The sequence below is a fragment of the Bifidobacterium catenulatum subsp. kashiwanohense JCM 15439 = DSM 21854 genome (genome assembly GCF_001042615.1).
GTDB lineage: Bacteria > Actinomycetota > Actinomycetes > Actinomycetales > Bifidobacteriaceae > Bifidobacterium > Bifidobacterium catenulatum.
The window spans coordinates 1,957,443-1,975,110 of record NZ_AP012327.1 but is presented as its reverse complement, the minus strand read 5'-3'; the positions used below and the strand labels follow the sequence as shown (position 1 = coordinate 1,975,110).

Below are 17,668 nucleotides of genomic sequence, written 5' to 3'. Positions count from 1 at the left end.
GCCATGGCAGTCACCCCCATCTGGCCGGCCGGCTCCAGTGTGAACGAGCAAGGTGAAATCACGTTCCATGGTCGCACTGCCGAAAGCCTGCTGAACGAATTTGGCTCACCGCTCTACGTCATCGACACCGATGACGTGCGAGCCCGTGCCGCCAAATTCGTCAAATCCGCGGCAAATGCATTCAACAACACCGTAACCCACGTCAGTTTCGCAGGAAAAGCACTGCTTTCCAAGGAAATCTGCCGTATCGTCACCAAATCCGGCATGCTGATCGACACATGCACCATGGGCGAGATGCGCATCGCGCTCGCCGCAGGTGTTCCCGGAAGACGACTCGTGCTGCACGGCAACAATAAGTCCGATGCGGAAATCGAACTCGCCATTACCGAAGGCTTCGCCAAAATCGTGGTGGACGAGCCGAACGAGCCGGCCCGTATTGCCGAAATCGCCAAGCGTCTCGGCAAGCGCGCTCGTGTGATGTTGCGTGTTACGTCCGGCATTCATGCGGGCGGCCACGAGTTCGTGTCTACCGCGCATGAGGACCAGAAGTTCGGTGTTGCCTTGCTGCCGGTTGGTGCCGATGCAAGCAAGCTGAACGTGCTTGACGATTTGACTGACGTGACCCCTGCGGGGTCGAATGCACGCCTAGGTGAAAGCGAAACCACTCCGGGCGAAAACGCAGAACGCCAGCTGCAGTACGACATCAAATACCCGTACGACATGAGCCATGAGAAGGTTTCCGAAGGCGACCGTAAACTCGCCGAAGCCATGACCATGGTGGCTGATGGCCCCGCGCTCGCCGTGTTGAAGGAGATCTACCGCCATCAGGATGTGCTCGAATTGGTCGGCGTGCATTCGCATATCGGATCGAACATTCACGATGCGGACGCCTTTATCCAGGCCGCGAAGCGCATGATGCTGCTACGCAAGACCTTCTACGCTACCGACGCATACACCCTGCCGGAGGTTGACTTGGGCGGCGGCTATTCCGTGGCTTACACCGATGGTGAGGATTCCATGGACCTCGATACGGAACTTGTTCGTCTTGCCAGCGCGGTCACCACCGTGAACCGTGCGCTCGGCATGCCCGCTCCGGTCATTTCGTTCGAACCGGGCCGTTGGACGGTCGCCCCGACCGGCGTCACCCTGTACCGCGTGGGTACGGTCAAGCCGGTGCAGCTTGCCGGAACCGCGAAAGACAAGGCTGGCAATCCGGTTACGGAACGCGTGTACGTGTCTGTCGACGGCGGCATGAGCGACAATATTCGCCCGGCATTGTACGGATCGGATTACACTGCGAAAATCGCCAATCGTGAGGGTTCCAGCGAAACCAAGCTGTGCCGTGTGGTCGGCATGCACTGCGAATCGGGCGATATCATCGTCAACGAGGTGCGTCTTCCTGCCGATATTCAGCGCGGTGACGTGCTGGCGGTGCCTGTTACGGGTGCATACGGTCGTACGATGGCCAGCAACTACAATCAGGCGCTGATTCCTGCGGTTGTTGCCGTATCCAAGCAAGACGCGCATGTGATGATTCGCCGTCAGACGGTCGAAGATCTGCTGGATTGGGATGTGAGCGAATAGCGATTCGTGGCATTTCGCCCGTGTTTCGTATTGTTCATGGCGATTCGTCTCAAATTGCGGACGCGACATGGATGTAGCATGGACGGTTTTCGGGGCAAAGCTCAGAAACCGTCCATTTTCGTATGATTTCGCGGTCTTACGTCATATCGGGACCGTACAATAGGCAGGGTTACACCAATACTTCACATTCAAGGGAGGATGCCTTGGCACAGGAAGATGTTGCGCCGATTCGCGTTGGATTGTTGGGCGCGGGCACGGTCGGCTCTCAGACCGCACGTCTGCTGGTGGAGCAGAAGGATGAGCTTGCCGCACGCATCGGACGACCGATCGAACTGACCGGCGTCGCCTGCCTTGATCCGGCGGAAACCGACCCGTTCCCGTGGATTGACAAGTCCGTGGTGACCACCGACACCATGAGCGTGGCCACCAATGCCGACATTGTGGTCGAACTGATCGGCGGAACCGGCGTGGCCCGCAAGTTCGTGCTTGCGGCCATCGAATCCGGCGCTTCCGTGGTCACGGCCAACAAGGCGCTACTGGCCAAGTATGGTCCGGAGATCTATGCGGCCGCCGAAGCCAAGGGCGTCGATATCTACTTTGAGGCTTCCGTGGGCGGTGCTATTCCATTCCTCAAGCCACTGCGTGAATCCCTCGTCGGAGACAAGGTGACGAGCATGCTTGGCATCGTCAACGGCACCACGAACTACATTCTCGACGAAATGACCACCAAGGGTCTTGATTTCGACGACGTGCTGAAGGACGCTCAGGCTAAGGGATACGCCGAAGCGGATCCGACTGGAGACATCGAAGGCTACGATGCGGCCAACAAGGCAGCCATCATGGCCACGCTCGGTTTCCATACCAATGTGACCATCGACGACGTGTCCGTTGAGGGCATCACCAAGATCACCGCCGACGATATTGCTGCCGCAACCGCCGAAAACAAGGTCATCAAGCTGCTGGCCGTGGTGGAGAATGGCGAGGCCGGTGTGTCTGCCCGCGTGTATCCGGCGCTGATTTCCAACGAGCATCCGCTGGCTTCTGTGCATGGTTCCTTCAATGCGGTGTTCGTGAAGGCCGAAGCGGCCGATGATCTGATGTTCTATGGTCGTGGCGCTGGCGGCGCTCCGACCGCTTCCGCAGTGGTTGGCGATGTGGTGACCGAAGCGCGTCACATCGCACAGGGCTGCACCGGTCCGACCATTCCGCTGTATAAGGATTTGAAGAAGGCTCCGATTGAGGCTTCCAAGGCCGAGTTCGCGGTGCGTTTCGTGATTCACGACAATCCGGGCGTGCTTGCGGCCATCGCGGCCAAGTTCGCCGAGCATGGCGTGTCCATCAATGGTGTGAACCAAGACCTCAAGCCCACGCTGAAGGATCCGGGCTACGACGGCGAACTGCAGCAGCTGCGCCTTGTCACGCACATGACTGACGAGCTGACCCTGCGTGAAACCGTGAAGGATGTGTGCGCGCTTGATTGCGTGGTCGGCGAGCCTTCCATCCTCCGCGTGCTCAACTAACAGTTATGAGACGGCTGCTCAAATCGTTGCGATTGGGCGGCCGTCTCTTTGTTCATATTCCGGCTGTTGTTTTAGGCAATTGCTTGCCGATTGTTTACTGAATTGTCTGCCGATTATGGGTTTGAATTTGACTCTTGTACCCTTTCGGGTATACGGTGCTTGACTTGTAAAGAAGATGCGACGAAGGACGACGAGATATGACTCCAGTTACTCGCAAAGTACGCGTGCGTGTTCCGGCTACCAGCGCCAATCTTGGTTCTGGCTTTGATACGGTCGGACTCGCTCTGGACTACCACGACGAACTTGAATTCACACTGAGCGCCGATCCGGTGAACACTGCGGCTCAGGTGATGATCGAAGGCGAAGGCGCCGATACCCTCCCGCGTGACGAAACCCACTTGGTGGTTTCCACGTTCCGCCGCGCATGCCAGACCTTCGGGCTGGGCCGTGTAGGCTTCATTCTTCAGGCTCACAACAACATTCCTCAGGCACGAGGCATGGGCTCTTCCGCAGAGGCCATTGTGGCGGGCATTGCAGCCGCGGCCGCCTTCGCGCAGGACGACGAACTCAACCGTGATGCCGTGTTCGAGCTTGCCGCCGCCATCGAAGGCCATCCGGACAACGTGGCTCCTGCCGTGTATGGCGGCCTCACCATGTCTTGGGACATGGAAACCCCCGAAGGTGTCGGTTCCGTGCCGATTCCGGGCTGCGAGCCGCTGCACAAGGGCTTCCACACCATCAACTATCGTGTTGCCGACGATCTGACCGCAGCCGTGTTCGTGCCGGATTATGAGCTGTCCACCGAAAAGGCGCGTCAGGCGCTGCCGGGTCAGCTGGCGTTCAAGGATGCCGTACACAATGTGTCTCGTGTGAGCCTACTGCCGGCCGCCATGAATCCTGCGATGCTGGCGACTGGCCAGCATCAGAACGCCAATGCGTTGCTGTTCGCAGCCACGCAGGATCGTCTGCATCAGCCGTATCGCGCTCCTTTGATGGAACCGTCATGGGCGCTGATCGAAAAGCTGCGTTCCCATGGTTTCGCATCCATGGTTTCCGGTGCCGGCCCATGCGTGCTCGTGTTGCATCATGGCGACGCCCGCGAACAGCTGGAACAGCTCGCTTCCGAAGAGCTCGCTTCCGGCCATTGGCGTGTGCTGCATTTGGGCGTCGACACCAAGGGCGTGCAGGTGGAACGCGTATGAACAACTCCGTTCCGCTGATTCTCGCCTCCAAATCCAAGCCTCGCCGTGACGTGCTTTTCTCGGCTGGTATTTGCCCCACGATTCGTGTATCGAACGTAGACGAGCCGGCAGCGCTTGAACGTGAGGCAGCCGCCATGGGCGTTGCCGTAAGCGATCTGAGCGTGGAGCAGCGGGTGATGATTCTCGCTACGGCCAAAGCCGAAGCCGTGCATCAGGCGTATCGTAACGTTGCCGCCACCGCTGCGGCGGCGCACGGCAATCGCATAATCGGATATCCGCTGAAAGCCGTTGCCAAATCTTCCAAACATTCAGATAATGCTGAAAATACTGGAGATGCTGCATCTTTAGAACATCCTCGTATTACATTGCGTGCAGACGAAGTGCAGTCCGCCTCCGACGTAAATACCCGCGATTTTTCGGGAATCACCATTCCTACGATCACTGAATCGATTGCTGATTTCGTTGATGACGAGCCGAGCCTGACCCGTGCGGAAGTCGGTCCGCTGATTCTTGGCTGCGATTCCATGTTCCTACTTGACGGCGAATGCTACGGCAAGCCGCATAGCGTTGAGGTGGCTCGGGAACGGCTGCGTGCCATGCGCGGTGCCACCGGCGAACTGTGGACGGGCCATTGCCTGATCGACTTCGCCACCGGGCGTATCGCGCGAGGCGCGAGCAGGGCCACGCTGCACTTCAGTGAATATTCCGACACTGATATCGAACGGTACATCGCTACCGGAGAACCGTTGGAGGTGGCCGGTTCCTTCACGCTTGAGGGCTTCGGTGGAGCGTTCATCGACTCCATCGAAGGCGATCCGCATGGCATTATCGGCCTGAGTCTTCCGCTGGCGCGCCGTTTGGCCGCCGAGCTTGGCGTGGAATGGACTGATCTGTGGAACGTGACGCGAGCCGATCAAGAACCGAACGTTGAACACGATTCGCGAACCGGTGCCGCAAAACTGCTTCCTCCCAAGGAAAACGTGCATCAGCCGGGTGATGGTTGGATTGATTGCGATTGCGGCCGCAAGCATTGGGGTACGAACGGCGCGTCCGGTGTGCTGCTGGCCCGCCGAAGCGAACAGACCGGCGAAGTGACGCACGTTGTCATGCAACATCGCGCGGTGTGGAGCGCGGAAGGTGGCACATGGGGCATTCCAGGAGGTGCCACCGCCGACGGTGAAAGCCCGATCGAAGGCGCGCTGCGCGAATCGTACGAGGAAGCCAACATTACCCCTGAAGATATTGACGTGGTCGGATCGTACTGCGAAGACCACGGACCGTGGGCGTACACCACCGTGTTCGCTTTCGAAAAGCCGGGACACCGCGTGGAGCCGAAGGCCAACGACGACGAAAGCATGGAAATCGAATGGGTGCCGATTGAGGAAGTCCCCAATCGTAAACTGTTAACCGCCATGCGTACCGACTGGCCCAACTTCGCAGCACGACTTGCTCAAATGGCTGAAAAATAGCGTCTGTTAGCGCTAACCGAGGCTGCGTGTAGAATAGTCGAAAGTAACAACGGTAGTGTGCGGGAGGCGACGGGGCATGGCAGGCAGGCGTAATGCAGGCAAAAAACGTCCTTCGATGTTCGAAGTGGCAAAATTCGCGGGAGTGAGCCATCAGACCGTATCCCGGGTTATCAACCATTCGCCGGACGTTTCCGATGTGACGCGTGAGAAGGTGCAGAAGGCTATTGACGAACTTGGCTATCGCCCTAGCAACTCTGCCCGCGCGCTTGCCTCGCGCCGTTCCCGCACCATCGGGCTCATCGCCGGCGGTCAACGGTTTTACGGACCGATTTCCGCGATTTCGTCGATAGAATCGATGGCTCGACAGCATGGTCTGTTCATGACGGTGAGCATGGTGCACGAGGCCCTGTGCACGCAGGCTGAATTCGACGACCTATGCCGTACGTTCGATGAGATGAACGTCGATGCCTTCATTCTCCTCACGCCGACCGATGTCATGTTCTCTGCGGCCTGCCGTACGCAGGTCATGCAGCCGCGTGTGATCGTCACTTCCACGCATGGCAGTATCGGCGTGCAGGATGGTTTGCGATTGATGTCTCCCGCCGATCGCCGTCGCGTATCCGTCGTCGGTATGGACCAATGGTCCGCAATGGCTGAAGTGATGCGTCTCGTAGTGGAGTACGGTCATCGTTCCGTACTGTATTTCGCCGGTCCGAAAGATTGGCGTGATGCGGCCACAAGACTGCTGGCGTGGAACAAGCTGTGCGCGACCAATGCCGTTAATTCGGTGACCGTGCAGTGCAATACGTGGGAAGCCTCCGAGGCGTACGGCAAAATGAACCATATTCTTGACAACATCGGACGTACCGGCGGCAGTTTGCCAACCTGCATGGTGTGTGCGAACGACAGCCAGGCTGTTGGAGTGGCACGCGCATTGCATGAGCATGGAGTACGGATTCCGCAGGATGTGAGCTTGGTCGGATTCGACGACATGCCTGCGATGGACAACATGTTCCCTCCGCTGACCACGGTTCGTCCTAGTTTCGAGCAGTTGGGTGTGGCTGCGATGCGTGAGGCGTTGTATCTGTTGGGGGAGGGTGACGAGAATTCGTTCGCCGCGTCCCGGCATGGCGTTGGTTTGGTATCGGCGGAACTGATCAAGCGCAGTTCAATCGGTCCCGTGCAGCGACGTTGATGGTCGGTTGTTCTCCTCCTATGATTTCGTGAACCGGTGCTGAGTGCGGACTCGGCACCGGTTCGCTGTTTCGGACGATTGCGCTGACGGATTGTTTCTTTGACACGCGAGTTTGTGCGGTTCGTAATTTACGTTTAGAATAGTGAGCGTTAACAGTGAGCGCTAACATTCAGTTGACAGAGTGGTTGCGTAGGCGCTTGGACACAAGGAGTTTGACACTATGGCGCAAGAGCAAGAACTTGACGACCAAGTCGCATTGACCGCCGAGAAGATCCGTGCCGGTAAGACGAGCCTAGGCATCGAATTCGGTTCCACCCGAATCAAGGCCGTACTCATCGACGACACCTATCGCACAATCGCCGCCGGCGATTATGGCTGGGCCAGTCATCTTGAGGATGGCCTGTGGAGCTACACCCAGGAAGAGATTTGGAAGGGTCTGCAGACCGCATACGCGGCGATGGCTCAGAATGTGGAAGCCGCATACGGTGAGAAGCTCGCGCGAGTCGGACATATCGGATTCTCCGCCATGATGCACGGCTATCTTGCCTTTGACAAGAACGGCGAGCTGCTCGTGCCGTTCCGCACCTGGCAGAACACCAACACCTCCGAAGCGCACGAGAAGCTTTCCGAACTGTTCCAGTACAACATTCCGGAACGCTGGTCCATCGCCCATCTGTACCAGGCGGTACTCAACAAAGAGGAGCACATCGGTAAGGTGGACTACGTCACCACGCTCGCCGGCTACGTGCACTGGAAGCTCACCGGCAAGAAGGTTCTCGGCATCGGCGATGCCTCCGGCATGTTCCCGATCGACCCGATCACCCACGCCTACGAAACCGAATTCATCGAGAAGTTCAGCGCGTTGCCGGAAGTCGCCGCACAGCCGTGGAAGCTCACCGACCTGCTGCCGGAACCGTTGGTCGCAGGCACCCCGGCCGGCACGCTGACCGCCGAAGGCGCCAAGCTGCTCGACCCGACCGGAACCCTCCAGCCGGGCATTGTCCTCGCGCCGCCGGAAGGTGACGCGGGCACTGGCATGGTCGCCACCAACTCCGTGCGCGTACGTACCGGCAATGTCTCCGCAGGCACCTCCATCTTCGCGATGGTTGTTCTTGAGCACAAGCTCAAGGCTCTGCACCCGGAAGTCGACCTCGTCACCACTCCGGCCGGCGATCTCGCTGGCATGAGCCACGCCAATAACTTCACTTCTGACCTCAACGCGTGGGTTGGTCTGTTCGGCCAGTTCGCGGCCGCCTTGGGAACGCCCGTCGATACGGGCAGCCTGTACGGCACGCTGTTCCGTGCCGCGATCGCGGACGGTGTCGATGTCAACTGCGGCGGACTCATCAACTATCCGTTCCGCTCCGGTGAATTCCTTGCAGGTCTGTCGGAAGGACGCCCGCTATTCGTGCGTGGTCCTGAAGCCCGCATGAGTCTGGGCAACTTCATGCGCGCTCAGCTGTTCAGCGCATTCTCTCCGGTGAAGATCGGCATGGATGTGATGACCAAGGACGAAGGCGTCGCGGTCGACTCCCTCGTCGGCCACGGTGGCATCTTCACCACCCCGAAAGTTGCCCAGAAGATTCTCGCAGCCGCATTCGATACACCGATCAAGGTAATGTCCACCGCTGCCGAAGGCGGCGCATGGGGCATGGCCGTGCTTGCCGATTATCTGTGGCATGCCGACCAGCCGCTCGATGAATTCCTTGACGCTCGCGTGTTCGCCGATGCCGCGTCCACTACGGAAAATCCGGATGAAAACGATGTTGCAGGATTCGAGGAATTCTTCGATCGCTTCCGCAAGGGGCTGGCGATTGAACACACGGCAATCGCAAATATTCCCTTGGAAACCAAGTAAGTTTTGTAGAAAGGAAACATATCATGGCAACTTTGGCTGATTACGGCCCGGAAGTACGCGCCGAAGTCAAGCAGGTGCGCGAAGTCGTGGCCACCCTGCACGAGCAGCTCATCAAGTGGAACCTCGTGGTGTGGACCGCCGGCAACGTCTCCCAGCGTCTGCACACCGCCGACCTGATGGTCATCAAGCCCTCCGGCCTGCGTTACGAGTACCTCACCCCGAGCTCGATGGTCGTTTGCGACCTCGACGGCAACGTGGTGGACGGTTCCGAAGCCCCGAGCTCCGACACCGCCTCCCACGCCTACATCTACCGCCACATGCCCGATGTCTACGGTGTAGTGCACACCCACTCCACCTACGCCACCGCATGGGCGGCCACCGGTCAGAACATTCCTTGCGGTCTGACCATGATGGGTGACGAATTCGGCGGTCCGGTGCCGGTAGGTCCCTTCCGTCTCATCGGCTCCGAAGCCATTGGCGAAGGCGTGGTGGAAACCCTGAAGAAATATCCGAAGTCTCCGGCCGTGCTCATGCAGAACCATGGCCCGTTCACCATCGGCAAGGATGCTGAAGGCGCCGTCAAGGCGGCCGCTATGACCGAAGAGGTCGCCCGCACCATGTGGGCCGCCAAGCAGATCGGTGACATCATCCCGATTGCCCAGGAAGACATCGACAAGCTTAACGACCGTTACACCAACGTCTACGGACAGCATTGACGTGACGGAGCGGATCCTACATGGTTCCGCTCTGCCACACAACACATACCCCTATCCAACACAATGAAGTAAGGAAACAACGATGGCAATGGAAAACCCGTTCGAAGGTAAGGAAATCTGGTTCGGCGTCGGTTCGCAGGACCTGTACGGCGAGGAAGCGTTGCGCCAGGTGGCTCAGCAGACCGGCGAAATGGTCGACTTCCTGAACAGCACCGGCAAGATCCCGGCCAAGATCGTGCTCAAGCCCACCCTGAAGTCCTCCGACGGCGTCAAGGCCTTCATGACCGAAGCCTCCGCCAACCCGAACGTCATCGGTGTGATCACTTGGTGTCATACCTTCTCCCCGGCCAAGATGTGGATCCGTGGCCTCGAAGTGCTTACCAAGCCGCTGCTGCAGCTGGCCACCCAGCACCATAAGGAGATTCCGTGGGAGACCATCGACATGGACTTCATGAACCTCAACCAGGCCGCCCACGGCGACCGTGAGTTCGGCTACATGGTGTCCCGCCTCGGCATTCCGCGCAAGATCGTTGTCGGACACTACACCGATCCGGAAGTCGCCGAAAAGGTCGGCACCTGGGCACGCGCCTGCGCCGGCTGGAACGCATCCCAGAACATGAAGGTCATGCGTTGGGGCGACAACATGCGCAACGTCGCCGTCACCGAGGGCGACAAGACCGAGGCCGAACGCGTGTTCGGCGCCTCCATCAACACCTGGGCCGTCAACGAGCTCGTCGCTGCATACGACAAGGTCAAGGACGATCAGGTCAAGGCCCTCATCGAGGACTACAAGGCCAAGTACGACGTGGCTCCCGAGCTGCTCGACTCCCGCTACGACGAGCTCTTCATCGCTGCCAAGGAAGAGTGCGCCATGGTCAACATGATGCGCGAAAACGGCTGCACCGCCGGCGTTGACAACTTCGAAGACCTTGGTGCCCTGCCGCAGCTGCCGGGTGTCGGCCCGCAGCGATTCCCGTCCGAGTACGGCTGGGGCTTCTCCGCCGAAGGCGACTGGAAGACCGCCGTGCTGGTGCGTATCGGCGCCGTGATGGGCTACGGCCTTGAAGGTGGCGCATCCCTGATGGAGGACTACTCCTACAACTTCACCGCCGGCAACGAGCTCGACATGGGTTCCCACATGCTGGAAGTCTCCCCGTCCATCGGTACCATCGCCAAGCCCAAGCTGGCCATCTACCCGCTGGGTATCGGCGGCAAGTCCGATCCGGTGCGTCTGGTGTTCTCCGGCAAGCCTGGTGACGCCGTCGTGGTTTCCATGGCTGACGAGCGTGAACGTTTCCGTCTGCTCATGGACGAGGTCTCCATCGTCGAGCCGCAGGGTTCCCTCAAGAACCTGCCGTGCGCACGTGCTGTCTGGAAGCCGAAGCCGGACCTCAAGACCGCCGTGCAGTGCTGGATCGCGGCCGGCGGCTCCCACCACACCTGCATGACCACCTCCGTCGGTCGTGAGGCTTGGGAGGACTTCGCCCGTATCGCCGGTGTCGAGCTCGCCGTCATCGACGAGAACACCACCGCCCGCCAGTTCGAGAAGGAACTGCAGCTGAGCGAAATGTACCACCGTCTCAACAACCGTCACTGAAATAACGGAGCGTTGCGCACGTTATCTTCGATGACGCTGCGAGCGTCATCGAAGATGCAATAAAAAAATACGGGCCGCCGCTGGGAAATCCCAACGACGGCCCGTATTTTTCTCTACGATCGCCCCATTCAGCGCTTGCCGGAGTACAGCTGCTGATCGATCACCTGCGCGAACACGCGGTTCACTGCCGGACGCACCACTTTCAGCGACGGGGTCAGGCACTTGTTTTCCTGCGTGAACTGGGTATCTAGCACTACGAACTTTCGTACGGATTCGGCGCGCGAAACCGTTGCGTTCGCCTTGTCCACATACTTCTGAATCTCATCATGTACGGCAGCGACGGTCGCGATGCGGTCGAGTGGAGTGTCTGCGGACAATCCTACGGACGGCAGCCAAGCTGCCAATCCCTCCGGATCCAGCGTGACCAGCGCACCGATGAACGGGCGATTGTCGCCAACAACTACCGCATGCTCCACAATCGGACATTTCACGATCTCCTGTTCCATCGGAATCGGGGAGACGTTCTTACCGCCGGCCGTGATGATGATGTCCTTCTTACGGCCAGTGATCGTAATACGTCCCTCGTCATCGATCGACGCCAAATCGCCTGTTTTCAGCCATCCATCCTCGGTGAACGCTTCCGCCGTCTTCTCGGGCAGATTATGGTAGCCTCTGAACACGTTTGGTCCCTTGACCTGTAGTTCGCCATCATCGGAAATGCGTACAGACGATCCCGGAGCCGGTTGACCAACAGTGCCGATCACATTGTCGGTGACACGGTTGGCTGCGAACGGCGCAGCGGTTTCCGTCATACCGTAACCCTGAATCATCGGCAGGCCGATGCCGTTGAAGAAATGCGCCAAAGACACGTCCAGAGGAGCGCCACCGCATGCCACGTAGCGGATGCGCGGGCCGAGGGCGCCACGCACGGTACGGTATACGGAAGCCTCATACGAGAGATGTTCGGCGGTCTGCTTCATGGTTGGCTTCTCACCAGCCTGCTGCATGCGCGACCAATCGCGTGCGGCCTCGGCAGCCTTGAGGAACAGGCGTCCCTTCCAACCCATGCCGGCCTTGCGGGAGGCCGCGTTATACACCTTCTCAAACACTCGTGGCACGCCCAGCAGATATGTCGGTTCGAAGGAACGCAAATCGGGCAGCAGCGTCTTTGTGTCCGGCAGATAGCCGACCACGCCGTCGTCGGAAGCGATCGACGCGTACTGAATGAACCGTGCGAAACAGTGGGCAAGCGGCAGGAAGAGGAGCAGTCGCGGATGATCTTCGAGAACGATCTCATGCAACGCCAGACTGCCCGCACGCGTGATCGATATGAAATTGCGGTGCGATAGCTCGGCACCCTTTGGAGCTCCCGTCGAACCAGACGTGTACACGATGGTAGCCAGATCGTCTGCATGCACCGAATCGATGCGCGCTTCCAGCTCCTCGTCGGACACGGTGACGCCCAAGCCTTCCAACGCGCCCATGGCGTTGGAATCGAGCATCAGAATGTGCTTGAGAGACGGGCAGCGGTCGATTACGGAGTCGAGACGGTCGAAGCGCTCGCGATTGTCGGCGATAGCCAGTTTCACATCCGAATCGTTGAGGATACGCTCGGCTTGCGCTGCGGAATCAGTGTCGTAGATCGGCACATTGACCGCGCCGATTGCGGCCAGTGCGAAATCGAGCACACCCCACTCGTAGCGGGTGGCGGAGAAGATGGTGACGGCGTCGCCCTTGGCGATGCCGAACGCGATAAGACCTTTGGCGGCGGCGATCACATCCTTGTGAAATTCGCCGGTAGTGACCTTCATCCATTGGCCGGGGGCGGTTTTGCGTTCCGCGATCACGGTATCCTCGCCAGTGCGCGCGATGCGTCCGGTAAGCAGGGAATAGATGGATTCGTCGTCGCCGACCTCGACGGATTCGCCCGGTGCAGTGTACTCGGTGAGCATGAAGCGTTCTCTTTCTCGCGGTTTTTGCGTTATTTCCGCGTATTTCTGCTTGTGATGCGTGCGGGAGCGATGCAAACCGTGTGTCCGCGTTTCCTACCCCTTGCGCACCTCGCACATTCTAAGTTACGGGGCCGTAAGTCTGCATTGTGAGAAGCGACAAGAAATATTTCATCAACTTTGTATGAACTGACAAATGGTGATATTCCGTCAAAAATCAAGTGTTTGATGTCGCGCTATATCCGTTCGGAAAAAGGCTTGACGTAACGGTTGTGGGGGAGCTGCCATGCTTTCCATATATTCCCGAAATGACCGTAAAACCAGAGAAATACGAAGAAATGGTGGTGCGAGCGATTTTTATCGAGTACACTCACGAGTGACGCAATTTACCCCTTGCGTCAGAGGGCTGCCTGCTCAACGGCGAACATCCAGCCTTTTTACTCTTTCGCCGTTTCGCTGGTCGTGTGGCATGGGCCGCACGTGTGCTTGGTTCGCGTATTTTTGCTGGAGATGCGTTTGCGATTGCTATGTGCGATGAGCTCTTGACGTTTCTGTTTCCGGGTGGATAGGCTGAATCGAGAGACATGGTGATGCGGGCGCGCAAATTGAACCGCGTGAATGTGAAGGAAAGGATTTCGATGTTTGACAAACGGCTGTTTTCCCTCGCTCCCGGCGTGGGACGGTTGGTTGCGGCGAAAGTGCTCTGCCAATGGATCGGACTGCTGTCCAACGTCGTGTTCGTGGTGACGATGGTGCTCATGCTTTCACCGGCGCTTGCCATGGTGGAATCGGCGTTCGACCCCATGTTCTCCATGGGTGATAGTGGCTTGATTTCCCGCCTGTTCGTCGGCTTTGGCTACGGCGGTTTCAGCGCGGAAACGTACGTCGGATGCGTACTGGCGATCGTGGTCTGCGCGGTGCTGCGTTTTCTGATGATGCGCACTGCGGCCTATTTCGGCGCGGAAGCGGCCGAGCGTGTCAAACTCGCGTTACGTGAACAATTATTCAATAAAATGCTTGCGATCGGACCATCATATTCGCAACATATCAGTACTGCCGACGTGGTGCAATCTGCTGGTGAAGGCATCGAACAAATCCAAAGCTTCTTCGAATTATTCCTACCGCAACTGTTTTATGCGATTCTCGCGCCGGTAACGTTATTTTTTATAGTTGCGCCGATTAATATGCCGACGGCTGTTACATTGCTTATATGCGCGCCATTGATTGCATTGATTGTTGGCATGGTCGCAATGCGCGCATCCCGAGTATTCAAAAAATATTGGGGAAAATACACCGACATGGGATCTGTGTTTCTTGACAATGTACAAGGTCTTGAAACGCTGAAAACTTTTGATGCGGATGCGCATGCCGCCAAGAAAATGAACGAGCAGGCGGAACAATTCCGTGTAATGACCATGAATGTTCTGCAAATTCAGCTGCGCTCGCTCACCGCCATGGACATCGTTGCATACGGGGGTGCTGCGGCCGGCGTGGGCGTGGCGATCTGGCAGTATGCGAGCGGTGCCGCATTGCCGCTTGCCGGCGTGCTGCTGATAGTGCTTCTTTCCGCGGATTTCTTCATTCCGCTGCGCCAATTGGGGTCGTTCTTCCATGTTGCGATGAACGGCATGACTTCAACCAAGCGTATTTTCGCATTGCTTGATACGCCGATTCCTGCGCATGGGGTGCAGGAAATGCCGGAATTCGGTGCTTCCGATAACGGTGTGGACGTGTGCTTTGATGACGTGTCGTTCCGATATGCGGACGTGGGCGCGGACGTTGCGGCGGATGTGGAAACTGGGAAAACTGGACAAATCGGGGGAGAGTCCGGTGTGGTTGGTGCTGGAAAAACAGGCATGTCGAAAGATGACGATGGTTCGGTCGTCGCATTGCATGGCGTCTCTTTCACTGCGCGGCGCGGGCAGGTGACCGCCATCGTCGGTCCGTCCGGATCCGGCAAATCTACCGCCGTCGAACTGCTCTCCGGAAATCTTTCCGGATATGAAGGATGTATGTGGCTGCTGTCCGAAAATGCAGGAAACAGCTCGACGCAACGGTACCAAATCAACGATCTTTCCGTCGAATCCCTTACGAGGGAAATCGCCATCGTGGCGGCGCAAAGCCACCTTTTTGCAGGAACGTTGCGCGACAATCTGCTGATGGCCAAGCCGAATGCCACCGAAAGCGAACTGTGGCAAGCGCTGGAAGCGGCACATATCGATGAATTCGTGCGTGCGCAATCGCAAGAACTTGACCTGGCCATCGAACAGGGCGCGAGCAACCTGTCTGGAGGCCAAAAACAGCGCATCGCCATCGCACGCGCATTGCTGCGGGAGTCTGCCGTCTACATTTTCGACGAAGCTACCAGCAGCGTTGACGTGGAAAGCGAAACCCTGATTCTGCAAACCATTCGTGTGCTTGCTAATCGCGGCAAAACCGTGATCATGGTGACACATCGCATGGCGAATGCAGCCGACGCCGATCATGTGGTGGTGCTTGAACGCGGGCGCGTGGCGGAACAAGGCGCGCACGCAGAACTCATGCGCGCCAACGGAATATACGCCAAACTGTTCTACGCCCAACAAACCGTGGAAAACGTAGGAATGCTGCCGCAAACCCAACAGCTCACATCCGCAACCGACGTAACCTCAGCTTGCGCACCCAATATGTCCGATTCTCCCGAATCGGACAGCCAGCGTACCGAAACCGTGCCTTGTATGTCCGATTCTGCAGAATCGGACATACAGGGTATGCCTACGTCGCGCCTTATCGCGCGGCTGCTGAAGGAAGTCAGGCCGCTACGTAAGTACATGATCGTCGCATGCGTTTGCGGCACGCTTGGCCACTTCGCCGCCACTTTCCTGCCGATATTCGGCATTGCGGCGGCTTTCGCGGCCGTCGGCTCGCCCATCTGGAATCTCAGCGTTCCCGCAGCGCTCACCGCCATGGCCGTCTGCGCGCTGATTCGCGGCGGCATGCGCTATGCCGAACAGTTCATGAACCACAATGTGGCGTTCCGGTTGCTCGCATTGTTCCGTACGAAAGCCTTCGCGGCCCTGCGGCGTCTCGCCCCGGCCAAACTTGCGGGCAAAGGCAAGGGCGACCTGATCGCGCTGGTCACCACCGACGTGGAGCTGTTGGAAATCTTCTTCGCGCACACCATCAGCCCGATTGTCATCGCTGTTGTGACCACCGTCGTCTACGCACTCGCATTGCTCACCCTGAGTGCACCCTTCGCGGTGACGCTGGTCATCGCGCACCTCACAGTCGGCGTCGTACTACCAAAGTTGTTCGCGTCGGCGGTGCGAGGCATCGGTCCGGAACTTCGCAAGGAATCCGCTGCCCTCGACGACGAAATGCTTGACGATATGCGTGGTATCGGCGAAATCATCCGCTTCGGTCAGGGTAGTGCCCGGCTCGATTCCATCGCTCGGCGCACCCTTTCGTTGTGGGGCAAACGTTTGCGATTGAGTGCGAAGAATGGCGATTTTGCAGGATTGGGTGCGGTATTGGTGATGCTGTTTACCGCGATTGCAGCGTTCCTTGTGATGACGTTGTGCACCGTGGTTTCCACTGCCGCCGATATGCCGGAAGGCCTGATTTGGATGGGTTCCGCGGATTCGAACGCCCCTGCGCTGGTTGTGGCTTTCGTATTGCTTACCAGCTCGTTTGGTCCGACGCTTGCATTGAGCGCGCTGCCGGCGAATTTGACGCAAACGTTCGCTTCGGCACGTCGCCTGTTTGCGTTGATGGATGAGGCTCCCGCTGTGGTTGAGCAGGGTGCCGAACGCCCGGAATATCAAGGTATGACAATGAGCGACGTCACATTCGGCTATGGTTCCAGTGCCCACACTTCCGGCGGCCGCACTTCCGGCAGTGCCTCGCAACCCGTGCTCGACCATGTTTCACTCGATGTTCCACAGCATGGCATTCTTGGCATTCAAGGACCGTCCGGCCGTGGAAAATCAACGATGCTGAAGATGCTCATGCGCTATTGGGATCCGGATTCCGGCACGATTTCGCTATCGAATATTCCATTGCCTCAGGTTGACGCTGGCTGGCGTCGCCGTGTGCAGACGATGATGGGGCAGGAAACTTACCTTTTTGACGGTACGATTCGAGAGAACCTCACCATTGCCTGCAATTCTGCCGATTCCGCAGCGTCCGCCATCCCCGATTCCGTATTGCGCGAGGCGCTCGCCAAGGCGTCCGCGCTCGAGTTGGTCGATGCGCTGCCGAACAGCTTGGATACGAAGGTCGGCGAGCTGGGCGGCCGCCTTTCGGAGGGTGAAAAGCAGCGCATCGGATTGGCCCGCATGTTTCTGCGTGACGCCGATCTGGTGCTCTTCGACGAGCCGACGAGCCGTCTCGACGCCTATAACGAGTCGGTGATTCTCGGATCGGTCAACAATCTCGCCGAGCAGGGGAGTGCCGTCGTGCTAGTGTCGCACCGCGATTCCACCATGCGCGTCGCCGATCGCATATTGCGTATGTAGGGCTCCTTGCAGCATTACGTGGCGCATGCAGTGTCACGCAGTGTTGCGCAAGTGTGTGCGCATCGCGCCCCTGTCCGCAATG

At 58.3% G+C, this 17,668-nt stretch carries 9 protein-coding genes and 2 pseudogenes; 10 read left to right on the top strand and 1 reads right to left on the bottom strand.

All coding sequences use genetic code 11. From position 1 onward, the window contains the following. The first annotated feature begins 3 nt into the window (after nt 1-3). The 9 genes and pseudogenes from BBKW_RS08375 to araA all read left to right on the top strand — a co-directional run bounded on the left by BBKW_RS08375 (nt 4) and on the right by araA (nt 11,141). Nucleotides 4-1,584 carry a diaminopimelate decarboxylase family protein gene (locus BBKW_RS08375; protein ID WP_033501417.1) on the top strand — a complete coding sequence of 527 codons (1,581 nt, stop codon included), beginning with the start codon at nt 4-6 and terminating at the stop codon, nt 1,582-1,584. A gap of 203 nt (nt 1,585-1,787) precedes the next feature. Continuing rightward, nucleotides 1,788-3,104, top strand: coding sequence for a homoserine dehydrogenase (locus BBKW_RS08370; RefSeq protein ID WP_033501416.1), 1,317 nt, complete (start codon nt 1,788-1,790; stop codon nt 3,102-3,104). 197 nt (nt 3,105-3,301) lie between these two features. Then, nucleotides 3,302-4,306, top strand: a complete 1,005-nt coding sequence (thrB, locus tag BBKW_RS08365) for a homoserine kinase (protein ID WP_033501415.1) — start codon at nt 3,302-3,304, stop codon at nt 4,304-4,306. After that, nucleotides 4,303-4,603: pseudogene (locus BBKW_RS11295) on the top strand (Maf family protein); the annotation flags it as partial. The gene thrB and the pseudogene BBKW_RS11295, both read left to right, overlap by 4 nt. A 101-nt stretch (nt 4,604-4,704) precedes the next feature. After that, nucleotides 4,705-5,775 (top strand): annotated as a pseudogene (locus tag BBKW_RS08360) (Maf family protein); the annotation flags it as partial. Between the two features lie 76 nt (nt 5,776-5,851). Beyond that, complete coding sequence (locus BBKW_RS08355; protein ID WP_033501413.1) at nt 5,852-6,970, top strand: LacI family DNA-binding transcriptional regulator; 1,119 nt, start codon at nt 5,852-5,854, stop codon at nt 6,968-6,970. Nucleotides 6,971-7,190: 220 nt separating this feature from the next. Continuing rightward, complete coding sequence (locus BBKW_RS08350; protein ID WP_033501412.1) at nt 7,191-8,828, top strand: xylulokinase; 1,638 nt, start codon at nt 7,191-7,193, stop codon at nt 8,826-8,828. Nucleotides 8,829-8,851: 23 nt separating this feature from the next. Continuing rightward, nucleotides 8,852-9,544 (top strand): L-ribulose-5-phosphate 4-epimerase, encoded by a 693-nt coding sequence (locus BBKW_RS08345; RefSeq protein WP_003833806.1) that lies wholly within the window; start codon nt 8,852-8,854, stop codon nt 9,542-9,544. An 82-nt stretch (nt 9,545-9,626) separates the two neighbouring features. After that, on the top strand, nt 9,627-11,141 hold the full coding sequence (gene araA / locus BBKW_RS08340; protein WP_033501411.1) for an L-arabinose isomerase: 1,515 nt from the start codon (nt 9,627-9,629) through the stop codon (nt 11,139-11,141). A 128-nt stretch (nt 11,142-11,269) separates the two neighbouring features. Here the strand turns inward: araA and BBKW_RS08335 are convergent, their stop codons facing one another. Further along, complete coding sequence (locus tag BBKW_RS08335) at nt 11,270-13,093, bottom strand: AMP-dependent synthetase/ligase (protein WP_033501410.1); 1,824 nt, start codon at nt 13,091-13,093, stop codon at nt 11,270-11,272. Between the two features lie 635 nt (nt 13,094-13,728). Between BBKW_RS08335 and BBKW_RS08330 the strand changes: the two genes are divergently transcribed. Beyond that, nucleotides 13,729-17,586: an ABC transporter ATP-binding protein/permease gene (locus BBKW_RS08330; RefSeq protein ID WP_033501504.1), complete on the top strand. Its 3,858-nt coding sequence runs from the start codon at nt 13,729-13,731 to the stop codon at nt 17,584-17,586. Nucleotides 17,587-17,668 lie beyond the last annotated feature (82 nt).